At 69.1% G+C, this 21,617-nt stretch carries 15 protein-coding genes and 1 tRNA gene; 13 read left to right on the forward strand and 3 right to left on the reverse strand.

The genetic code is table 11. From position 1 onward, the window contains the following. The coding region (locus ACFTZL_RS18750; RefSeq protein WP_382583688.1) for a restriction endonuclease at positions 1 to 1,980 on the reverse strand (1,980 nt) is incomplete at its 3' end. Between the two features lie 955 nt (positions 1,981 to 2,935). On the opposite strand from ACFTZL_RS18750, the gene ACFTZL_RS18755 reads away from it, so the two are divergent. Both ACFTZL_RS18755 and ACFTZL_RS18760 read left to right on the forward strand, forming a co-directional pair. Further along, positions 2,936 to 4,054 carry a restriction endonuclease subunit S gene (locus tag ACFTZL_RS18755; protein ID WP_382583725.1) on the forward strand — a complete coding sequence of 373 codons (1,119 nt, stop codon included), beginning with the start codon at positions 2,936 to 2,938 and terminating at the stop codon, positions 4,052 to 4,054. Beyond that, entirely contained in the window at positions 4,051 to 5,580 is a 1,530-nt protein-coding gene (locus ACFTZL_RS18760; RefSeq protein WP_382583691.1) for an N-6 DNA methylase, read from the forward strand. The genes ACFTZL_RS18755 and ACFTZL_RS18760 overlap by 4 nt, the downstream gene beginning before the upstream one ends. A gap of 218 nt (positions 5,581 to 5,798) precedes the next feature. Here ACFTZL_RS18760 and ACFTZL_RS18765 read toward each other — a convergent pair whose 3' ends face one another. Beyond that, positions 5,799 to 6,698, reverse strand: a complete 900-nt coding sequence (locus tag ACFTZL_RS18765) for a DNA/RNA helicase domain-containing protein (protein WP_382583694.1) — start codon at positions 6,696 to 6,698, stop codon at positions 5,799 to 5,801. Here ACFTZL_RS18765 and ACFTZL_RS18770 point away from each other — a divergent pair. After that, positions 6,676 to 7,575 carry a tyrosine-type recombinase/integrase gene (locus ACFTZL_RS18770; RefSeq protein ID WP_382583696.1) on the forward strand — a complete coding sequence of 300 codons (900 nt, stop codon included), beginning with the start codon at positions 6,676 to 6,678 and terminating at the stop codon, positions 7,573 to 7,575. The genes ACFTZL_RS18765 and ACFTZL_RS18770 overlap by 23 nt on opposite strands. 120 nt (positions 7,576 to 7,695) lie before the next feature. On the opposite strand, the gene ACFTZL_RS18775 is transcribed toward ACFTZL_RS18770, so the two are convergent. After that, a tRNA-Arg gene (locus tag ACFTZL_RS18775) sits at positions 7,696 to 7,768 on the reverse strand. 320 nt (positions 7,769 to 8,088) lie between these two features. On the opposite strand from ACFTZL_RS18775, the gene ACFTZL_RS18780 reads away from it, so the two are divergent. The 10 genes from ACFTZL_RS18780 to ACFTZL_RS18825 all read left to right on the forward strand — a co-directional run. Next, entirely contained in the window at positions 8,089 to 9,696 is a 1,608-nt protein-coding gene (locus ACFTZL_RS18780; RefSeq protein ID WP_382583699.1) for a dynamin family protein, read from the forward strand. Positions 9,697 to 9,699: 3 nt separating this feature from the next. Further along, on the forward strand, positions 9,700 to 11,583 hold the full coding sequence (locus ACFTZL_RS18785; RefSeq protein WP_382583701.1) for a GTP-binding protein: 1,884 nt from the start codon (positions 9,700 to 9,702) through the stop codon (positions 11,581 to 11,583). Positions 11,584 to 11,866: 283 nt separating this feature from the next. Continuing rightward, entirely contained in the window at positions 11,867 to 12,343 is a 477-nt protein-coding gene (locus tag ACFTZL_RS18790; RefSeq protein ID WP_382583704.1) for a single-stranded DNA-binding protein, read from the forward strand. A gap of 279 nt (positions 12,344 to 12,622) precedes the next feature. After that, positions 12,623 to 14,032, forward strand: a complete 1,410-nt coding sequence (locus ACFTZL_RS18795) for a Cys-Gln thioester bond-forming surface protein (protein ID WP_382583707.1) — start codon at positions 12,623 to 12,625, stop codon at positions 14,030 to 14,032. 105 nt (positions 14,033 to 14,137) lie between these two features. Beyond that, positions 14,138 to 14,317, forward strand: coding sequence for a GNAT family N-acetyltransferase (locus ACFTZL_RS18800; RefSeq protein ID WP_382583728.1), 180 nt, complete (start codon positions 14,138 to 14,140; stop codon positions 14,315 to 14,317). Positions 14,318 to 14,479: 162 nt separating this feature from the next. Then, positions 14,480 to 15,928, forward strand: a complete 1,449-nt coding sequence (locus ACFTZL_RS18805) for a hypothetical protein (RefSeq protein ID WP_382583710.1) — start codon at positions 14,480 to 14,482, stop codon at positions 15,926 to 15,928. Between the two features lie 44 nt (positions 15,929 to 15,972). Further along, positions 15,973 to 17,010, forward strand: coding sequence for a glutamate ABC transporter substrate-binding protein (locus ACFTZL_RS18810; RefSeq protein WP_382583713.1), 1,038 nt, complete (start codon positions 15,973 to 15,975; stop codon positions 17,008 to 17,010). Between the two features lie 93 nt (positions 17,011 to 17,103). Further along, positions 17,104 to 18,438, forward strand: a complete 1,335-nt coding sequence (locus tag ACFTZL_RS18815; RefSeq protein WP_382583716.1) for a hypothetical protein — start codon at positions 17,104 to 17,106, stop codon at positions 18,436 to 18,438. A gap of 17 nt (positions 18,439 to 18,455) precedes the next feature. After that, complete coding sequence (locus ACFTZL_RS18820; protein WP_382583719.1) at positions 18,456 to 21,020, forward strand: tetratricopeptide repeat protein; 2,565 nt, start codon at positions 18,456 to 18,458, stop codon at positions 21,018 to 21,020. Then, positions 21,021 to 21,617: zinc ribbon domain-containing protein (locus tag ACFTZL_RS18825; RefSeq protein WP_382583722.1), on the forward strand; the 597-nt coding region annotated here is incomplete at its 3' end.

A 21,617-nucleotide genomic window follows, 5' to 3' on the forward strand; every position in this document is an offset into this window, starting at 1 on the left:
AGTAATACGCGGGTGTTCAAGAATGACGTACTGCGAACCTACTTTCCGAACTGCGTGTACCAGAGAGGAAGATAGGAACGACAGTACGGACTCGATTTCTTGAGGTGTCGGTGGCGACTCGACCTCGGATCGCAAGATGAGGTATAAGTCATGGGCAGACAGGGCGCCTGACGTCACCATATCTGAGTTTTTAGCCTCTGTCGCAAGCTGGCGAATGACGCGATCGCAGAGCGCATAGAGTCGCTTTTCGTGCGCCCAGGATTTCTCCAACACGGCCGCCTTCAGCAAGCCGGATCCTTGCATAAAATCGCGGAGTGTTGAGAGAGATAGTGGGCCAGTGCTGTGTTGGCGGAGGACCTCGATAAGCTGCCCAACCTCGATGAGTCCGATTCGGTGACTCTGTGCACGCTCAGAAACCCTAGCCGTAGGGAATGATGGCCCAACGATGAGCGCATAATCTGCTGTGTTTTCGGCTCGATGCTCCTTCAAGGTGTCGAAGTTGATCTGAGTTTCGGCAATTTTTCCGGAGGCTGAAGATTTCGCATCGATGATTGCGCTATAGCTCATTTCCCCTGACAGTGTGGCCGATACCAGAACGTCTGTTTGCCCAGATCCGCCAAGGAGCTGACTATCAAAGCCAAGGAAAGCGAAGGCGTCAGCCACTGCCTTCTCGAAGCGTTCCGGTCTGGAGGAGTCCAGTGCAGCGGAGCTTAGATTCTCAGCTAGTTCATCGGCTAGGTCTGAAAAGTCCTTTCGGCTCGCATCTGATGGTTCAGTGATGAGCTCATCAGCCTCTTTAGGAGCAGCCAAAGGCAGCTCCTGTGCCAGTGCACGTCCACGGGGGAGAAGCTGGTAGCGCCCCCACCCCACTTCTTCAACCAGATCGCAGGATCGGAGCATTTGGAGTCGGGTGCGCACTTCAGGAATGGACTCAGTTGGCAGCCCGTACCGCAGTCTTCCCAAAGCCGCTAGATCTCTCGGAGTGTCCGCCTCCTCAAGTGCTTCGAGCATTTCACCCACGAACGAGAACTTGGTGTGCAGCACTCGCAATAGATCTAGGTTTGTAGGTTCCTGGAGGCAGGCGACGCCAACCGGCGTCGTGCGATATAGACTGAAGCCAACCTGCTCGACGAGTCCTGCATTCTTTAGAGCGCTCAGTGCTCCGGCTGATGAGGAAGGGCGAAGTCCGAACTCCGAAGCGGCGAACTCATCGATTGCCTGACGGCTCTTTTCTTGGGTCAATGCTTCGGTGAACTTTCGAATAGACGCGAAAACATCTCCTTCGCTTCGCGGGATGTAGCCGATGTTATGCTTCCGGCTGCCGAGATCTGCCTGGTTGAGTGCTTCCTTCACAAGCGGATGTGCCGTTGATACTTCGGAGGGCTGGGTGGCAGGTCGCGTAGTTTTCTTCTTCTTAAAGGTGCCAGGTTGGGCTAGTTCAATCTTGCTTAGCCATTCAAGCCCTGCCTCGGTTGGTTGAAGCATGTAGTTGAAATCGAGCGTGGCCAACTCCCCGGAACGCAACCAAGCTGTGCGGCGGCGAATCTGGTCGAGGGAACTCCACGAGCAATTGTATTTCTCCTCGGCAACAGTCAGGAGGTCTGACTGCGTCATGCCATCGCGGGCCTCACTCAAAAGCTCACCGAAGAATTTGATGTGTGCATGCAGAACCGAGAGAAGGTACCCGTTATCCTGAGTTCGTAGCCAACTTTCTGCCGCTGCAGTTAGGATCCAAGAGCGCTGCCCGGTGCGTGCGATAAGCCCAGTGGGCTGGAGTCGTTGGCCGACGTAGGAGAAAGAAACCTGGGCATCGGTCTCGCCGGGCAATTTAATGGGTTCGTCGACGCCCACGCCTGCTGCCAGTGCCGATAACAGGGTATGGAGTACAGCGATCTGGTTTTCGCTACCGCCCTGAAGCGCCGGCATGGAGAAGGTTCGACCGCTCCAGGGGCGTGCAGCCATGTAGGAGCTTTCCGGCACTTGATCCCCCTGAGGTGCTGGTTCGACAGAGATGACGACAGGGTCATTATGAAGCAGTAGCAGATGGTTTGCGCGTAGTTGCACGAACACCCTCGTAGGGAACAGGTGGGATGCTAAGGCGCCTCTCTGTGACCCTCGGGGCCCGCGCAGCCGCCCAGTTCAGTCCTCTCTGCCTACCTCTGCCGTTCACACCGCATCGAGGGGCTCCAGCGGTCCCTGACGCACACGGCTCCGGAGGCCTTTTGAGTCTCAGAGAGAGCCGCTGGTCAGATCCTTAGGGGCTCTCGGCCGACTGCGATCCGTCCACGGATAGTCCACGCCATCCGTGACCACCGCCTTAGCGAGTTCTGTCCGCGGCGCGCACCTGCATGCCTCGATGGAGCGTGGGCGTGAGCCGTCGTTGAGGTCAGGTGTGGATGTCAGGTGGGCTGAGGCACGATGGACGACGCACGGTAGTTATGCCCGTCCTGGAGGCCTGGACTTCCCGATTGAGGTCCTTGCTCGGGGGGGGGGGGGGGGGGCAGGGGGTCAACCCACCGGGGGGCGGGGCGCGGTCCCGCCGCCCCCCGACAGCGCGGGGGGCTGGGCTGTAGAGGTCCGTGCCGGACATTCGTGGGCGGGTTGAGGGGAGTTCGCTTTGGCGGAGTTAGAGCTGTCTCTCGGTTGGGTGGAGATTCGGTTGGCCGATGTTCTGCGCAGCCCTCTGGTGAGCGGGCGGTCGAAGACGAGCGGAGCCAACGGCCGATGGAAGGTGCTGCGCCCAACGGCATTGTCCATAGCAGGGGTGGACTGCACAGATGTCGACGAGAGCGTGGGGGGTGCTGGGGGAGGGGCTCCGATTCTTGCCTGCGAGGGTGACTTTCTCATCTGCCGTAGCGCGGGGACTCTGGATCGGCTCGGTCGTGGGGCGCTGGTCGGGGATGGGTTCGCGCCGGTGGCCCTTCCGCGCAGCATGATGCGGGTACAAGTGCGACCCGAGATCCTGCACCCGGGGTATCTGGGGCATCTGTGGCAGTCCTCCCAGGTGCGTGAGCAGCTCGAGGCAGCTGCGGGCGGTGGCCGCATGCGCTCGCTGGCCATGCGCGCTCTGCAAGAGGTCAGATTGCCCTTGCCGCCGTTGGCGGAGCAGCATCGCATCCTTGAGATACTGCGGGAACGGCTCTGGCGCCTGGATCGTGGTGGTGAGGCTCTGCGTCGCGCGGCCGCAGGAGTGACACTGCTGCAGGACGCTGCCTATGACGCCCTGGCACCGTGCTGTGATGCGCCCTTTGAAAGTCTGCCTCCCGGCTGGTCATGGGGGCAGCTCGGCGACGTCATCAAAAGGATCGAAGCGGGCCGATCACTGGAGTACAACAGGCGGCCTGCGCGGGGTGACGAGTGGGGGGTGATCAAGACCAGCGCCATGACACGAGGTGCCTTCCGCGAGACCGAGAACAAGGCTGTCCGAGCCGGAGCACGCATCGATGAGGGATACGAGATCAGAGCCGGCGACATATTGCTGTGCCGCGCCAACTCCCCTGACCATGTCGGCGCGACGGTCCAAGTCGCAGCATGCCGCCCGCGCCTGCTACTGAGCGACAAAAGTCTTCGGCTGGTGCCCGAGCAAGACATCGATGGGCGCTGGCTGGCACAGCTGCTTGCCACCCCCTACGTGCGCACACAGATCGCGCAACGGAGCAGGGGCGTCCTCGCGTCGATGCAACACATTGCTCAGGCCGGCCTGAGAGACATCCCGATTCCCATCGCACCTCCAGGCGAACAGGTACGGCTGGGCCAGAGGGCCACCGCCTGGACGCTGGGGGCACAGCGACTCCATTCGCAGGTGCAGAAGGCCCAGGAGAAGTCGGAGCAGTTGCGCCGAGCACTTACTGATGTGGCATGCACTGGGCGGCTTGTCGGTCCCGCGGGCGTCGGCACACCGCAGCAGGAGAGTGCGCTGCTAGTCCGGCCGGGCCCGTCCCCCCGGGTGGACGACAGCATCGAACGATCGCGTCACAGGCCCGCCGTATGGCCGACGGCCGGCCGGGACCTCAAGACCACCATCGCCGCCGTGCAGCTGGAGCTCGAGATATGACCGACACACGTCCCTTCTCCCGGCCGGTGGCTGTATCGAACGGCACGGCGGCGAGGGTGACCGACCTGCTCATGGACTACTGCACCGTGCTGCGTGACCGCGGGCTGTCCACCGTGGAAGCCGTTGAGCAGCTCACCTATCTGCTGATGCTCAAGATCGAGGACGAACGGCTGAGTCTGCAGCGCGCTATGGCTGGGGAAAGCTGGCCAGCTCCCCCTGAGCCGTACCGGTGGGGTTCACTGATCGGGCGGGAGGGGGACGGTTTGGTTGCCCATTTCAGCGAGGTTCTCGCGCACCGGTCGCATCACGGGACCGGAACAATGCTGGATGGCGTCTTCGCCGGTGCGCAGAACCATATCCATGACGCAGGGCTGCTGCGCCGCCTTGTGCGCGATCTCTTCGATGCGGGGACATGGAGCGCGCACGGTGCTGATGTCTTGGGCGAGGCCTATGACGCCCTCCTGGAGAGGGCGATGAACGATGTCAGGAGCGGTGCGGGTCAGTACTTCACACCTCGCCCGATCATCGACGCCATCGTCGAGGCGATCCAACCGGAGCTGACCGACACCATCGCCGACCCGGCCTGCGGGACCGGTGGCTTCCTCATCGGCGTGCACGACTACCTCGCACAGCGTCAGTTGGACCGCGCAACCCCCGATGAATGGGTTCGCTACCGCACCCAGCAGATGTGGGGACACGAACTAGTCCCCCACACAGCCCAGTTGGCGACGGCGAACCTGCTGCTGCACGGCATCGCTTCTGCCGGGCAGCCGGCACTGATCACTGTGGGCGACGCTCTCGCTCAACCGCCCGACCGGCAGGCCTCGCTGGTGCTCGCGCACCCGCCCTTCGGCAGGCATGCAGCAGTACCGATCAGGCCCTTCAGTACCGCCCGGCGTGACGCGCTCGCGCGAGCAGACTTCGTGACCGGATCGATCGACAAGCAGGTCAACTTCCTGCAACACGTCATGTCGCTGACGGCGAGGCCGGGGCGTGCAGCCGTCGTCGTACCGGACAACATTCTTTTCGCTTCGGGCGCAGCCGAGACGGTGCGACGGCATCTGCTCGAGCACTTCGACGTCCATACCGTGCTCAGGCTGCCTGCCGGGATCTTTTATAGTGGCGGGGTCAGGGCGAATGTCGTTTTCTTCGACCGACCGTCACACCGCACGGACGACCGCCCCCGAACAGTCAAGGTCTGGGTCTACGACCTGCGCTCAGGCTGGCAGTTCGCGCCCGACCATGACCCACTTCTCCGGACTGACCTGGACGATTTCGTTTCTGCGTATCTGCCGGGCCGACCGCGTACGGACCGGGTGGAGACGGACCACTTTCGATGCTTCGACGTCCAGGACGTGCTGGACAAGGACCAGGCACGCTTGGACCTCACGTGGTCCCCGGAGCCGACCGGCGGCGGTCGGCTGGCGCCTCCCGAGGAGATTGCCCGGGACGTGGTGCATGATCTGCGCATAGCCCTCAAAGAGTTCGAAGAGCTCGCCGCAGAGCTGCGCGACGAAACCGACTGATCCCCAACTGGTGGTTCCGCAGGCTGCCGGGGGTCTGTTGACGGTCCGCGAGGCGTCTACGGCGGTGCGCAGGCCGTCATCGCACGTTGGTCAGAGCCTTTTGACACCGTACTGGCAGCATGCGAGAGCCACCGGCGACAACTACATCCAAGGTTCTGACCCTCGCGACGACGTCCTGCCGACGACGAGCAGCGCGGCCACGGCCGGGAAGGGAGGCCTCAGATCTTGGGAACGCCCAGATCAGCGAAGAGCTGGCGGGTGGCCGGATCTACTGAGTACAGCACGGTGCCGCGAATAGAGCGGGTCATGAGAACCCCGTACGCGTTGCGGACCCGCTCCGCCAACTCGTCGTCGGAGCGGACCCGGCTGGCCTTGCTGTGCACATGCTGGCGGTTCAAAGCCCAGGAGTCTGAAGTCCAGGTGAGATCGGGTCCCATGATGACGCCGCCCCACTCGTACTCGAGGCCTTGTGCCGTGTGGACACAGCCGATCTGTCCGAAGCCCCCCGGATCCGTGGCCCAGAACCGGCGCTTGGGCACACCGGGCGTCGTGTGGTTGTCGCCGGCATTCCATGGCCTTGCCCAGCCCTCCTCCGGCGCGACATCCGGTGCGGTGCCCGTGTCATCGGTCCACTTCCAGCACATCCCCGCAGACATCCGGGCACTCAACCCCGCATCCAGCTTCGACTGCAGGAACGTTTCCATCTGAGCAGCGCTGTCGGTGTAGTACAGCTCGAACGGTTCCCGGTCCTCTCCTGCATCGGGATTCCACGGCAGAGGGTCGCCGAGGACGAGACGCTGAACCCATGTGTCGTAGGTGGAACTCCCGACCGCGCGCAGGGCGCGATCGAGATGAATCGGCACGATCTCTGCCCTCAACTCATGGATGGCCTCGATGAGTTCTTTCTCGGACCAGATCTCCTCCGCGAACAGCCGCTGGTCGCCGTCGATGAAGAAGACGGGAACCTTGGCCCGGCTCACGATCACGGACACGGAGGATTCGCCGGGCCGCATGGAGAACGAGCCCGTCATCGGGCGTTCGGTAAGCCGGTGCGCTTCATCGCACAGCAACAGGTCGAGCTCGTTGGGGCCCAGCTTGTCCGCGGCCTGGTCCCGCAAGCGCAACCGTCGCATCCTCAACGTCGCGATGAAGTACGCGGTCCGACGGCGCACCCTGCGGACCAACCCGCTCCCCAAGGGGAAGGAGTCGACGGCCGCCGTGAAGACCACGAACGCCGTGGACAAGCGGTCCCTGCTGAACCCCGAGCAGGCGGCAGCGATCCTCGCCTGGATACGGCGCCGGCCGCGCGGCGGTGACCGACTTCACGCCTTCTTCGCCACGCTGTACTACTGCGGCCCACGGCCCGAGGAGGCCGTCGCCATGCGCGTGGAGGACGTGACCCTGCCCGAGCCCGACGCCGCCGACCAGTGGTGCGAGCTGCTGTTCCACACCGCGACCCCAGAGGTCGGAAAGCAGTGGACGGACACGGGGGAGATCCACGAGCAACGCGACCTGAAAGGCCGTGCGGAGGGGGAGACCCGCACTGTCCCGGGGCATCCCGCCTTGACCCGCATCCTTCGGCAGCACATCGAGGACGAAGAGCTCAAGCCGGGTGACCTGCTGTTCCAAGGCGAGTCTGGAGGCATCCTCGCCGGTTCCGTCATCCGTCGGGCATGGCGTAGCGCGCGTAAGGCCGTACTGCCCCCACACGTCTTCGAGTCGCCCACCGGACGGCGCGTGTACGACAACCGGAACACGCGCCTGACGAAGTGGCTGAACGACGGGATCCCACCCGCCCAGGTGGCCGAGTGGGCCGGGAACAGCGTTGCCGTGCTCCTGGCGACCTACGCCCGATGCGTTGAGGGCCAGCTGCCCGACCTGAAGAGGCGGCTCGAAGCTGCTGCAGATCTCCCCGAGCGGCCGTCCGCCGACTTACCCAGCGGCCCCAGAAACTTCGACACGTATTCGACACGGCCACCCGCAAAAACCCGGTAACGGCCGGACAGCCCCGGAGCCCGCCCTTGATCACCAAGCGGGCGCCCGGGGCCTCACCATGTCGGCCAGCACCCACCCTGACCAGCAAAAAGCCCTCCCCAAAGGGAGGGCGGAGACTTGCGCCCCCGGCAGGACTCGAACCTGCGGCCAAGCGCTTAGAAGGCGCCTGCTCTATCCACTGAGCTACGGGGGCCGGGTGTGGTGGCCTCTGTCGTGGTGCCCTGGTGTGGGCTGATCCGTGACGTTGCCGGGACAAGGATAGGGCTCCCGCGTCCTTGTCCCTGTTGCTTCGCCTCCGTGGCTCGATGTGGAGGTTCGGTGAAGCGGTCCTGATAATCGCAGGCAGGTACGAATCGTGCACCGCTTTTGGCGTCAGAGGCATCGGGTGTTGTGCACTCGTTATGCCTGGAGTGTGCCTGTGTCCCAGTCGCCCCTTCCATCCCTTGTGTCCTGTCGGCGCGCAGACATGCTCATATGCTTCAGAATTCCCCTAAAATTGGGCATTCTTCACATGTGGTGACCTTGGACGTAAGGCCTCAGCTGCTCGACGCACTCTCCGCCCTGCGCGACCGTGTCGCCGCCGCACGCTTCCCGCTGCCCCTTGCGGGGGCCCCACGCGCGCGTGCCAACCGCGACGAACTGCTCGCGCAGCTCGACGACTACTTGGTGCCCCGGTTGCGGGAGCCCGAAGCGCCGCTTCTGGCCGTCGTGGGCGGATCGACCGGAGCCGGGAAGTCGACCCTGGTCAACTCCCTCGTGGGGCGGCGGGTCAGTGAGGCCGGCGTACTGCGGCCGACGACCCGGACCCCCGTGCTGGTCTGCCATCCGGAGGACCATCACTGGTTCGGCGGGATGAGGGTGCTGCCCGATCTCACGCGCGTGTGGGCACCCCAGCAGAACCACACGGACGATCTGCTGCTCCCCGGCGAGGACCCCGCGCGCGTGCTGCGTATCGAGAGCGCCGAGACGCTGCCGCCCGGCCTCGCCCTGCTCGACGCGCCCGACATCGACTCCCTGGTCTCCGACAACCGCGTCCTGGCCGCCGAGCTCATCTGCGCGGCCGACATCTGGGTCATGGTCACCACGGCCGCCCGCTACGCCGACGCCGTGCCCTGGCACATGCTGCGCACCGCCAAGGAGTACGACGTCACCCTCGTCACCGTGCTCGACCGGGTGCCCCACCAGGTGGTCGCCGAGGTGTCGCGGCAGTACGGGGCCCTGCTCACCAAGGCCGGCCTCGGACACGTGCCGCGGTTCACCGTGCCCGAGCTGCCCGAGTCGGCCTTCGGAGGCGGCCTCCTGCCGGTCACCGCCGTCGCCCAGCTGCGCACCTGGCTGATCCACCAGGCCCAGGAGCCGGCGGCCCGGCAGCAGGTCCTGGCCCGCACGGCGTACGGCGTCCTCGACTCGCTCAAGTCCCGGATGCCCGAGCTGGCCGGCGCCGCCGCCGCGCAGCACTCGGCCGCGCTGCGGCTCACCAGCGCCGTCGAGGGGGCGTACGACAGCGAGCACAAGCGCGTGCGGGGCCGGTTGCAGGCCGGGGCGGTGCTCGCCGGGGACGCGCTCAAGCGGTGGCGCGCCTTCCCCCTGGACTGCACCGCCGGTGAACTCCTCGACGCGCTCGCGGAGAGCCTCAGCGCGCTGCTGCTGTGCGCCGTCACCGCCGCCGACGAGCGCGTCGACGACGCCTGGCGGCGCGAACCGGCCGCGGCCGCCCCGGAGCTCGCGCCGCGCGATCCCGCGTCGGAGAGCGCCGAGCACCGGATCGGGCTGGCCGTGCGGCGGTGGCGGCGGGAGCTCGAGGAGTACGCCGAGGACGAGGTGGGCGAGCTCGACCGCGGCGTGGCGCCCGACCCCGAGCTGGTCGCCGCCCTGGTCGCCACCGGCCTGCTGGGCGGCCGCCGGGGCCGGATGGCGGGGGAGGGGCTCGCCGAGCGGATCGGCGCCCACGGCGCACTGCGGCTCCGGGACCGGGCCGGACGGCTGCTCACCCAGCACGTCGACCGGGTCCTGTACGCCGAACGCGAGCGCCGGCTCGCCCCGCTCGACGCGCTCGACGTCCACCCCGAGCACCAGGCCGAACTCATCGCCGCGCTGTCCGTACTGCAGAAGGAGAGGTGACCGGTGACCGCCGTCACTGACCAGGACCACACCGAGCACGCCGATCAGCCGGGCGACGGGGACAAGGCAGGATCCGCCGGGAACCCCTCCGCACAGGCCTCTCAGGCCGCCCAGCAGGAGCGCATGGGCAACGACCCCCACGCGCGCGTGAACGACCCCCACGCGCGCGTGCAGGACGCCCGTACGGACTCCACGGGCGCCTGGGACGACGGGCTCATCGCGCGCCGCGTCAACGAGACGACGGACGGAAGCCAGTTCGCCGCCGTGGACAGCAGGTCCGCCGCCCCGCCCGCGATGAGACCACTGGTGTACGACGGAGCGCTGCGCTCCCGCCTCGAGGCGCTGCGCGAACTGGTGGGGCTCTCCCGAACCCGGCTCGACAGCAGGACGCTGGCGGAGGCGGGCCGGGTGCTCGACGAGGCGTCCGCACGGCGCAGGCTCTCCGGGCAGCACACCGTCGTCGCCATCGCGGGCGCCACCGGCAGCGGCAAGTCACAGCTGTTCAACGCGCTCGCCGGAGTGGCCATCTCGGAGACCGGAGTGCGCCGTCCCACCACCGCGGCGCCCATCGCGTGCAGTTGGAGCGACGGGGCGGCGAGCCTCATCGAACGGCTCGGCATCCCGCCACGGCTGCGCCGGCGGCCGCTGCCGACCGGGGACGCGGAGTCCCGGCTGCACGGGCTGGTCCTGATCGACCTGCCCGACCACGACTCGGCGGCGGTACAGCACCGTGAGCATGTGGACCGCATCCTGGCGCTCGTCGACGCGGTCATCTGGGTCGTCGACCCGGAGAAGTACGCCGACGCCGTCCTCCATGAGCGCTATCTGCGGCCGATGGCGGCCCACGCGGAGGTCATGTTCGTGGTCCTCAACCAGATCGACCGGCTGCCCGGGGAGGCCGCCGATCAGGTACTCGACGATCTGCGGCGACTCCTGGACGAGGACGGCGTCGCTCTGGGGGAGTACGGCGATCCGGGTGCGACCGTGCTCCCGGTGTCCGCGCTCACCGGGGAGGGCATCGGAGACCTGCGCGAGGCGCTCGGCCAGTTCGTAGGGGAGCGCGGGGCGCCGGCCCGCCGCGTCTCGGCCGATGTGGACGTCGCGGCGGCGCGACTGTGGCCCGTCTACGCCACCCGGCGGCGGACGGGGCTCAGCGAGCAGGCCCGGGAGGAGTTCGCGGACCGGCTCGCCGACGCGGTGGGTGCCACGGCGGCGGGGGAGGCGGCCGAACGGGCGTGGCTGCGCAACGCCAACCGCGCGTGCGGTACGCCCTGGCTGCGGTTGTGGCGCTGGTACCAGGACCACGGCGAGCCCACCACGGGCCGGCTGCCCTCGCGCACGCAGGCCGACGAGGAGGCGACCGCGAGACAGCGGGTCGAGCAGGCGGTCCGTACGGTGGCCGACCGGGCCTCGGCCGGGCTGCCCGTGCCCTGGGCGCAGGCGGTGCGCGAGGCGGCCGTCCGCGGCTCGCAGGGGCTGGCCGAGGCGCTGGACGAGCTGACCGTGCGCGCGGGAGTGCCGACGGGGCGGCCGCCGCGGCCGGGGTGGTGGCCGGTGGCCGTGCTGTCCCAGGCCTCCATGACGATCCTTCAGTTCCTGGGCGGCCTGTGGCTGCTGGGCCAGATCTTCCAGATCATGTCGCCGAATCTGGGCGTGCCGGTGCTGCTGATGGTGATCGGCATCGTCGGCGGTCCGCTGGTCGAGTGGAGCTGCCGGATGGCGGCCCGCGGTCCGGCCCGCCGCTACGGCCTGGAGGCGGAACGCCGACTACGGAAGGCGGCGGCCGGGTGCGGAAGGGCCCGGGTGCTGGATCCGGTGGCAGCGGAGCTGCTGCGGTACCTGGAGGTGCGGGAGCAGTACGGGAGGGTGGTGGGGGCCGGGCGTTGACGGCGAGGGCGTGGCGGCTGTGACGGGCCGCATGCGCGGGTACGGCGAGGGCGGCGTCCGGTCGGGCGTCGCCCTCACCGCGTCCGTGTGTGGCTCGGCGTGTGGCTCGGGCGTGTGGCTCGGCGTCACCCGTCGGGGTGGCGGCGTTGTCCACAGGCGGGCGGTGATCCACAGCGCTCAGCGGGCTCGACCCGGTCGCGGCAGTCTGGCGGACACAGCCGTACGGGACGGGCCCGTAGGCAGGCGGCCCGGTGCCGGAGTCCGGGCGAGGGAGGGGTTCGCGATGAACGAGACGATGGTCTGCGCGGTCGGCAGGGTGGCGACGCAGCCGGTGTACCGGGAGATGGCTTCCGGCCCGTCGGCGAGGTTCCGGCTGGCGGTGACCGCTCGTTACTGGGACCGTGAGAAGAACACGTGGACGGACGGGCACACCAACTTCTTCACGGTGTGGGCCAACCGCCAGCTCGCCACGAACACGGCGGCGTCGCTGACGGTGGGCGAGCCCGTGATCGTGCAGGGCAGGCTGAAGGTGCGGACCGATGTGCGCGAGGGGCAGAGCTGGACCTCGGCGGACATCGACGCGGTCGCGATCGGCCACGATCTCGCCTGGGGCACCTCGGCCTTCCGGCGCGGAGGCAAGCCGGAGACGGTGGCCTCGCCGACCTCGCCGGAGCCCAACTGGGAGACACCGCCGAACGATTCAGCGGAGTCCTCGGACGCGTCCGCTCAACAACAGCCGGAGCCAGCTCTCTTGACGTGACATCAGTCACCGTCACTCTGCCCGAACTGCGGCTTATCGACGAGGGCGCACGGTACGACCAGGGGTGGATTTGTCGATAAGCCCTGCCCGCAAGGGATCTTGGCGATAACGATTCCGAGTCGGATCACTCATCGGACCGTCTGATCGGCGGGCGGGGTCCGACGCCTCCCTAGGATGCCGGACATGGTTCTCGGGGCCCTCGATGCCTGTGAGGCCTCTGATTTCTGCTGGTGGGACCGTACCCCCCACGTCAACGGGTCCTGCTCGAAAGGAAATTTGGTGTTTGCTTCGTTCTCGGCGGTGTTCGTACGCAGGCGAGGGGCGGCCCGCCTCGGCGCCATGACGCTGGTGTCCGGGCTCGTCGCCGCGGGCGTGCTGGCCGGTGCCGGCCAGGCGTCCGCCGACGAGACGACACAGGGCGAGGGCGGGGCGGCCGCGACCATTGCCGGACTCAAGACGTACGGCACCGCGGTGATACACGGCGCCACCGGGGATCAGCAGGTGTCGGCGGGCCTGTTCGAGATGTCCGTCGAGGGCGGCGGCATGCTGCAGACGTACTGCGTCGACCTCCACAACCCGACGCAGCGGGACGCCAAGTACCACGAGACGCCCTGGGGCGGCACGTCCCTGGGCGCCAACAAGGACGCCGGCCGGATCCGCTGGATCCTGCAGAACTCCTACCCGCAGGTGAACGACCTCGCGGCGCTCGCGCGGAAGGCGGGCGTGCGCGGTGCGCTGACCGAGCAGGACGCGGCGTCCGGCACGCAGGTGGCGATCTGGCGCTACTCGGACGACGTGGCCGTCGACGCCCTGGACCCGCAGGCCGAACAGCTCGCGGACTTCCTGGAGAAGAACGCCCGGAATCTGCCCGAGCCCCGCGCCTCGCTCACCCTCGACCCGCCCGCGGTCTCCGGCCGGCCGGGCGAGCGGCTCGGCCCGGTCACGGTGCACACCAACGCCGGCGGCGTGACGGTGGCGCCGCCCGCGGACGCCGCCACGAGCGGGGTGCGGATCGTCGACAAGCAGGGCAGGGCCATCACGTCCGCGGCCGACGGCGGGCAGGTGTTCTTCGACGTTCCCGAGGACGCGGCGGCCGGCACGGCCGAACTGACCGTGCAGGCCTCGACCACGGTGCCGGTCGGCCGGGCCTTCGCCTCCGAGAGCCGGAGCCAGACGCAGATCCTGGCCGGCTCCAGCGAGTCGACGGTGTCCGCGACGGCCGGGGCGACCTGGGCGAAGCAGGGTGCGATACCGGCACTGTCGGCGGCGAAGAACTGCGACAAGGGCGGCGTGGACATCATCGCGTCCAACAAGGGCGACGAGCCGTTCACCTTCGAACTGGCCGGACTCGAGCACACCATCGCCGCGGGCGAGACCAGGACGGTGACGGTCCCGCTCCAGGAGGACCAGGCCTACGACTTCACGATCCACGGCCCCGGCGGCTTCACCCAGCGCTTCACCGGCATGCTGGACTGCCAGACCCGGAGCAGCGAGACGGGCACGGCCACGCAGACCCTCAGCGAACCGAGCCCGGCCACGGTGGGCGGCACCGCCTCCGACACCAACCTCGCCGAAACCGGCTCCTCCGGCGTCACCCCGCTCATCGCGGGCATCGCCATCACCCTGGTCGTCATCGGCGGGGCAACCCTGATCGTCCTCCGACGCAAGGCGACACCGACGAACGACTGACCGGGCCAGGGGGCCTATGGCGGCTCGACAGGGACGCCATAGGCCTCACACCGACTCGCGGCTCAGACGCACCAGCCCTTCGATGGAGTCCAGCCGGGCGGCTGGATCCCGAGTCAGCGGCGTGGCGTCGGGCGTCAACTGATGGAGGCGGCCGTGCGGCTGGGGGAATCCGCCGGCTGCTACAAGGTGCAGCTGCTGGCGGCGGACGACGCGTACGTCCACAGCTGCTACGAAGCGTGCGGCTTCGCAGCCCTGGCGCAGGGGTTTCGCCGCTACGTCGAGTAGCCGCGCGCATCCGCGCGGGGAACCGAACCGATCGCCCTGACGTGTTCCTGTGCAGGGGTGGTGGTTCACGCTGCGATCCGATCAAGATCGAGGCAAGGCCGGTGCGGATGTCAGTGTCGGCAGCGATACTTGCGGTGACGGATGACCACGGGGGAGGTCACAGTGACACACCTGCCGAAGAGCAGCCCACCACCACCGGGCCCCAGCCTGCCCATTCTCCCGGCCGTTCCGGCGCAGCCGGCACCACCGGCCCGGCCTCCCGGCAGCAGCCCCGCCGCCTCCCCACCCCCGGCGCCCCGCCGCACAGCTTTCGCCGAGGGCCTCGACCGACTCCGCGCAGCCGCCACCACCGAGCCCGGCCGCCTGCGCATCATCGGCGCCCTCCTGGCCCTCCTCGTCGTCGCCTTCGGCGCCGTCACCGCCTGGCAGATGACCGACCGCGCGGCCGCCGCCGACGACGTCCTCACCAGCAGCCAGCCCCTCAGCTCGGACGCGGCCGACATCTACCGCTCCCTCGCGGACGCCAACACCGCCGCCTCCAGCGGCTTCCTCGCCGGCGGCCAGGAATCGGCCGCCTCCCGGGACCGCTACGAGAAGGACATCCGCACGGCCGCCGGCAAACTCGTCAACGCCGCGGCCAACGCCGACCCGGACTCTCCGTCCACCGCGACGATCGCCAAGCTCAACAAGCTCCTCCCGGAGTACAAGGGCCTGGTCGAACGCGCCCGCACCTACAACCGCCAGGGTTTCCCGGTCGGCGGCGCCTACCTCCGCTACGCCAACGAGAAGATGCAACAGCAGATGCTCCCGGCGGCGGAGGACCTGTACAAGAAGGAGAACCAGCGCCTGCGCGCGGACTACGCGGACGCCACGCCCTACCCCTGGGCGGCCATCGCCCTGGGCCTCGCCGCCCTGGCCGCCCTCGCCTGGGCCCAGCACCGCAACTACCGGCGTACGAACCGGGTGTTGAACCACGGCCTGGTCGCCGCCACGGCCACCGCGACGGTGGTCCTGCTCTGGCTGGTCGTCGGCCACAGCATCGCCCGCGCGGGCCTGAACGACTCCTACGACCACGGCGTCCGCTCCCTGAACGTGCTGCACGACGCCCGCATCGCCTCCCTCAAGGCACGGGGCAACGAGAACCTGACCCTGGTGGCCCGCGGCGCCGAGACGAAGAAGGTCGGCACAGAGACCTACGACGCCTACGACTACGACTTCCGCACGGACATGGCCGACCTCGGTAAGCACCTGGCGGACGCCGCGAACCTCGCCGACGACACATCGGGCGAACAGCCCGTCACCGCCGCCGTCGGCAACATGACGGAGTGGAAGAAGCGCCACACCGCGGCCCGCGAGCAGGACGCGAACGGCAACTACCAGCAGGCGCTGGACCGGGTCATCGGCACCAAGGACGCGACCGGCGAGTGCTTCGACAGCGTCGACGCGAACCTGCGCACGGCACTCGCGCACGAGGAGACCGAGTTCAAGCGCGCGGCCGACGACGGCCGGGACGCCCTGACGGGCCTGTCGGCGGGCGCGGCCGTCCTCGCGGTCCTGGGCGCCGCGGGCGCGGTGCTGGGCATCGGCCGCAGGCTGTCGGAGTACCGATGAACGGGGCACGGGATACAAGGGGAGACGTGAAAGGGGGCGTGAGCATGCGAGCACAACGTCTGCGGGCCAGCCTGAAGGGCTGGGGCGGGGTGGCGACGATGGCGGTCGTCTGCGCCCTGGTGGCGGTCTTCGCGCTGTGCGTCCCGCTGTCCGGACCAGGCATCGGCGACGGCCGGGCTGTCACCCAAGCCTCCCAGGCCACGGTCGAGAAGGCCGAAGAGGACTGCGAGGCCCCCGAGAAGCAGACGCTGTCCCCCTCCTCCGCCGACGGCGACACCATCCAGGAGATCAAGGACCGTGACGGCGAGAAGCGCAAGCTGATCGTCGGCGTCGACCAGAACAGCTACCGCTGGGGCTACCGCAACCCCAACAGCGGCAAGACCGCGGAGCTCGAGGGCTTCGACATCGACCTGGTCCACCGCATCGCCGAGGACATACTCGGCGACCCGGACGCCGTCCAGTTCAAGGCGATCCCCACCGACCAGCGCATCCCGGCGATCCAGGACGGCCGCGTGGACATGGTCGTCCGCACGATGACGATCAACTGCGCGCGCATCGCGGACGTCGCCTTCTCCGCGCCCTACTTCAAGACGGGACAGCAGGTCCTGGCCCCGAAGTCCTCGCCCGTCAAGGGCTACGACGACACCCTCGCGGACCGCAGGATCTGCACGGCGGCCGGCTCAACGGCGTACTCCACGCTGGAGGCCGACCAGAAGGACGGCAAACTCCCCGCCAGCACCGACATCTCCACGACCGTTCCGAACCAACTCGACTGCCTGGTAAGGCTCCAGCTCGGCGAGGTCGACGCCGTGGTCACCGACGGCGCGCTCGCCGCGAGCCAGGCGGCACAGGATCCGACGGTCCAGCTCAAGGGCGACGCCTTCACTGCCGAGTACTACGGCGTGGCGATGAAGAAGGACGCCGACGATCTGGTACGCCGGGTCAACCAGATCCTGGTGGACTACCGCAAGGACACCGCGAACGGCTGGCAGGCGTCGTACGACAAATGGCTGTCGGCGACACTGGGCAAGGATGCGAAGAAGTCGGAACCACCGGCTCCGCAGTACCTCCGCAGCACCTGACCACGCGACCGACAACCCGACCGAAACTCAACCGCCAAGCCAACCGCCAACCACCGCCAATCCAACCGGCACTACCGCAGCGAGAGGTGATCGATGGGCGTCACGGGATCCACCGGGCCGGTGATGGACCGGGACGAGGTGGACCGTGCGCTGGCGCGGCTCGGCGCGGAGCACGAGGCGATCGAGACCTCGCTCCTCGCCCTGCAGGACCACGCGGGCCGCAGACTCCTGGAGGGCGCGGAGCTCACCGGCGTCACCCAGGAGCGCTGGATGTCCACGGAGGCGTCGATCACGCTGCTGTGGACGTACTTCGACGCGTACACGGACGCCCTGCGCACCGCCCGTGACATCCGCTCCCGCCGCCGCTGGTCCAGCCGCGAGGACCTGGTGGAGCTGACGGAACTGCTGAACGGCGAGTCCGTCACCGTCGCGGGCAGCGCCACCGCGACGGCCAACGCCCCCACCCTGCACGGCGCCGCGAACAAACTCAGCGAGCGCTACTCGCTCACCACCCTCGTCGACCGGATGAACGAGCTGTACGCGACGAGCCTGGACATGGTCGTCGCCGCCGACGCGGTCTGGTCGGCACTGCCCGCCCGGATCGACCTGCTGGCGGCCGAACTCCAGCGCACCCGCCGGCTCGCGCACTCGGTGGGCGTACGCCCCGGCGAGCACCCGGCGGGCGACGACCTGGAGCGCATCACACGCACGCTGACGAAGCTGCGCGAGCAGGTGATCTCGGACCCGCTGGAGTTCTGGCTGGCGGCGGAGGGCAGTTCGGCTCCGGGCGGCGGCCGGCCGGACACGACGGTGTACGACCGTGAGGCGCGCGCCCTGGAGGACGTACGCCGGGAGATCGACGCGGTCCTGACGGTCCGGCAGGACGCCGAGAAGCGGATCGTCAGGCTGCGGGACATCCTCAGCCGTGCGGACCGCACGCTGGCCGAGGCGCGCATCGCCCGCGGCGAGGTCCTCGCGAAGATCGCGGCGACGGAGGTGCCGGTCGTCAGCGGACCGCCGACGGTGTTGCAGGAGCAGGTGGCGGCGGCCGCCGAGTACCGCAGGCAGGGGCAGTGGCACCGGCTGTCCCCGCTGCTGGAGTCGCTGGAGCAGAAGGCCGAGGACGAACTGCTGCGTGCCCGCGAGTCGTTGACCGCGGTCACCGCGCCCCTGGCGGTCCGGGCCGAGCTGCGCGGCCGGCTCGACGCGTACAAGGCGAAGGTCGCGCGGCACGGCTTCGCGGAGGACGCGCTGCTGGTGGAGCGGTACGAGAAGGCGCGGCGCATGCTGTGGAGCGCCCCCTGCGATCTGCGCGCCGCCGAAGGGGCCGTGCTGCGCTACCAGCACGCGGCAGCGGAGCTGCTCGGCGGTCCGCGGGTGCCGGACCAGGGCGTACGCGAGGACGACCGGAGGGGGCCGGGCGCATGAGCGACAAGGGGGAGTCCATGACTGAGGCACGCACCTGTCAACGCCCCACCTGCACCGGCGCCTACGAAGACGTGGGCGGCGGCGAACTGTACTGCGACACCTGCGGCCTCGCCCCGGTCGTCGCGCCGAACGGCATGGTCGCCTCGCCCCCCACCGGCATCACCGCCGGGGGCAAGGGCGGCTCGCGCGGCTCGGGCGCCAGTGGCAGCTCCCGTTCCAGCAGCCGCAGTTCCCGTACGTCGTCCCAGTCGTCGAAGTCCCGCCGCTCGGTGTCGGGACGCCTCTCGCGCTCCCTGTCGGGCAAGTCGACGAGCCGCTCGGTGTCGGTGCGCAGCTCCGGTTCCGGGGCCGGTTCGTCGTCCCGGGGCCGGCTAGGCGCCGGGCTGGTGCAGGTGCCGCCGATCCCGCGGCCCGACCCGCGCGAGATGGTCCTGGACAACCCCGAGGTGCCCGAGCGGAAGCGGTTCTGCTCGCGCTCCGACTGCGGCGCTCAGGTGGGCCGGGCGCGCGGTGACCGGCCGGGGCGCACGGAGGGGTTCTGCACCAAGTGCGGCCACCCGTACTCGTTCGTGCCGAAGCTCAAGGCCGGTGACGTCGTGCACGGCCAGTACGAGGTGGTCGGCTGCCTCGCGCACGGCGGCCTGGGCTGGATCTACCTCGCCGTCGACCGGGCGGTCTCGGACCGCTGGGTGGTCCTCAAGGGCCTGCTGGACACCGGCGACCAGGACGCGATGGCCGCGGCGATCTCCGAGCGGCGCTTCCTCGCGGAGATCGAGCACGCCAACATCGTGCGGATCTACAACTTCGTGGAGCACCTGGACCAGCGCACGGGCTCCCTCGACGGCTACATCGTCATGGAGTACGTCGGCGGCAAGTCGCTGAAGGAGATCGCCAACGGCCGCCGCACAGTGCAGGGCAGGCGCGATCCGCTGCCGGTGGAGCAGGCCTGCGCGTACGGCATCGAGGCGCTGGAGGCGCTCGGCCATCTGCACAGCCGCAACCTGCTGTACTGCGACTTCAAGGTCGACAACGCGATCCAGACCGAGGACCAGCTCAAGCTGATCGACATGGGCGCGGTGCGCAGGATGGACGACGAGGAGTCGGCCATCTACGGCACGGTGGGCTATCAGGCGCCGGAGGTGGCCGAGGCCGGCCCTTCGGTGGCGAGCGACCTGTTCACCGTCGCCCGCACGCTCGCCGTCCTGACCTTCGACTTCCAGGGCTACACGAACGTCTACGCGGACTCCCTGCCCGACCCGGACCACATCGAGGTCTTCCGGCAGTACGAGTCGTTCTACCGCCTCCTGGTCCGCGCCACCGACCCGGACCCGGCCCGCCGGTTCGCCTCCGCGCAGGAGATGACCGAGCAGCTCACCGGTGTCCTGCGGGAGGTCGTCTCCCTCCAGACGGGCCGCGCTCGGCCCGCCCTGTCCACCCTGTTCGGGCCCGAACTGCGGGTCACGGACACGGAGCTGTTCCCACGGCTGGACGGTGAGGTGTCCCGGCTGGGGGCGCGGGTGGTGCGGACGCGGCGCGGTTCCCCGACCGCTGCCGCGCTGCCCGCCGCCGCTTCAGGCCCGGCCATCGCCCAGCTTCCCCCCGGCGGGAAGCAACCCCACGCCCCGCTTCCCGCCGGCCTCGTCAGAGCCGTCGACGCCACCGCCGCAGCCCTCGCCCTGCCCGTTCCCCGGGTCGACCCGACCGACCCCAACGCCGGTTTCCTGGCGGGCCTGATGACCTCCGCGCCGGCCGAGCTGCTCGGAGCCCTCGCGGCGGCCCCGGCTGCGTCGACCGAGACACGGCTGCGGCAGATCCGGGCCTGGCTGGAGACCGGCGACCCGGCCGCCGCGCTGGAGGCCCTGGTCACGCTGGAGGGCGAACGGCCCGACGACTGGCGGGTGGTCTGGTACCGGGGCGTGGCCGCGCTGGTCACCGGCGACGACGAGGGCGCCGCGCTCGCCTTCGACGCGATCTACGACGCCTTTCCCGGCGAGATCGCGCCCAAGCTGGCGCTGGGCCTGTGCGCGGAGGTACTGGGCCAGCTCGACAACGCCGCCGAGTACTACCGGCTGGTGTGGTCGACCGACCCGAGCTATGTGAGTGCCGCGTTCGGGCTGGCCCGCGTGCAACTGGCCACCGGGGACCGGCGCAGCGCCGTACGGACGCTGGAGTCGGTCCCGGAGTCCTCCATCCACTACACGGCCGCGCGCGTGGCGGCCGTACGGGCGCGGCTGAGGCAGCGCACGGCGGCCGCCTCCGACGTACCGTTCCTGGAGGATCTCACGGCCGCCGCGGCGCAGGTCGAGGCGCTCGAGGCGTACGGTCTGGACCCGGCGCGACGGGAGCAGTTGTCGGCCGAAGTCCTCGGCAGTGCGCTGGACTGGGTACTCTCCGGGGGCCAGGGTTCCGTCCCTCCCGCCGCCGGGGGACGGACGCTGCTCGGCAGCGGCCTGGACGAGCGGGGCCTGCGTTTCGGCCTGGAACGCTCGTACCGCACGCTGGCCCGGCTGGCGCGGGGCGGCGAGGAGAGGATCGACCTGGTGGAACGTGCCAATCGTTACCGCCCCCGGACGTGGGTGTAGTTGATGTCGCAGATGCCCCAGTTGTCCGCCTGCCCGAGTTGCGAGGAACCCCTCGAATCGGGTGACCGTTTCTGCGGCGCGTGCGGATATGACCTGTCCGCCGTGCCCGAACGGCCGCAGGACAACCCGACCATCACCATGAACGGCTCGGTGCCCGCTCAGGGCGCTCCGGCCGGTGAGTATCCCGATCGCCCGCCGGCGCCACCCGCCGGCGCGCCCTGGCCGGACCCAGGGCCGGCGGCCCCTCAGGCCCCGGCCGCGGGTACCCCCATGCCGCCGGAGGCGCCCCCGGCCGCCGGCGTGCGGTTCGACCGGCGGCCCGACGGACATGCCGCGCCGCCGGAGACGTATCAGAACCAGCCCGATCAGGCCCAGCCCGATCAGATGCAGCCCGACGAGTACCTCCTCCAGGCACCGGACCCACGGGTGTCCGCCGAGCCCGCGGCCCCGGCCGCCGGCACCGGCGGCAAGGTCTGCGTGGCCTGCCGTGCCGGCCGCGTGGACGACGACGGCTACTGCGAGAACTGCGGCCACGCCCAGCCGCGTGAACGGGACCACATGGAGCAGGAGTCCGGCCCGGTGGCCGCGGTCAGCGAC

The sequence above is a fragment of the Streptomyces sp. NPDC056948 genome (assembly GCF_042674225.1).
Classification (GTDB): Bacteria; Actinomycetota; Actinomycetes; order Streptomycetales; family Streptomycetaceae; genus Streptomyces; species Streptomyces purpurascens.

Bases quoted from the DNA above. Each gene is read 5' to 3' on its own strand.
- ACFTZL_RS18760 (WP_382583691.1), top strand. From the start codon at position 4,051: ATGACCGACACACGTCCCTTCTCCCGGCCGGTGGCTGTATCGAACGGC.
- ACFTZL_RS18820 (WP_382583719.1), top strand. From the start codon at position 18,456: ATGACTGAGGCACGCACCTGTCAACGCCCCACCTGCACCGGCGCCTAC.
- ACFTZL_RS18790 (WP_382583704.1), top strand. From the start codon at position 11,867: ATGAACGAGACGATGGTCTGCGCGGTCGGCAGGGTGGCGACGCAGCCG.
- ACFTZL_RS18755 (WP_382583725.1), top strand. From the start codon at position 2,936: ATGCGGGTACAAGTGCGACCCGAGATCCTGCACCCGGGGTATCTGGGG.
- ACFTZL_RS18810 (WP_382583713.1), top strand. From the start codon at position 15,973: ATGCGAGCACAACGTCTGCGGGCCAGCCTGAAGGGCTGGGGCGGGGTG.
- ACFTZL_RS18815 (WP_382583716.1), top strand. From the start codon at position 17,104: ATGGGCGTCACGGGATCCACCGGGCCGGTGATGGACCGGGACGAGGTG.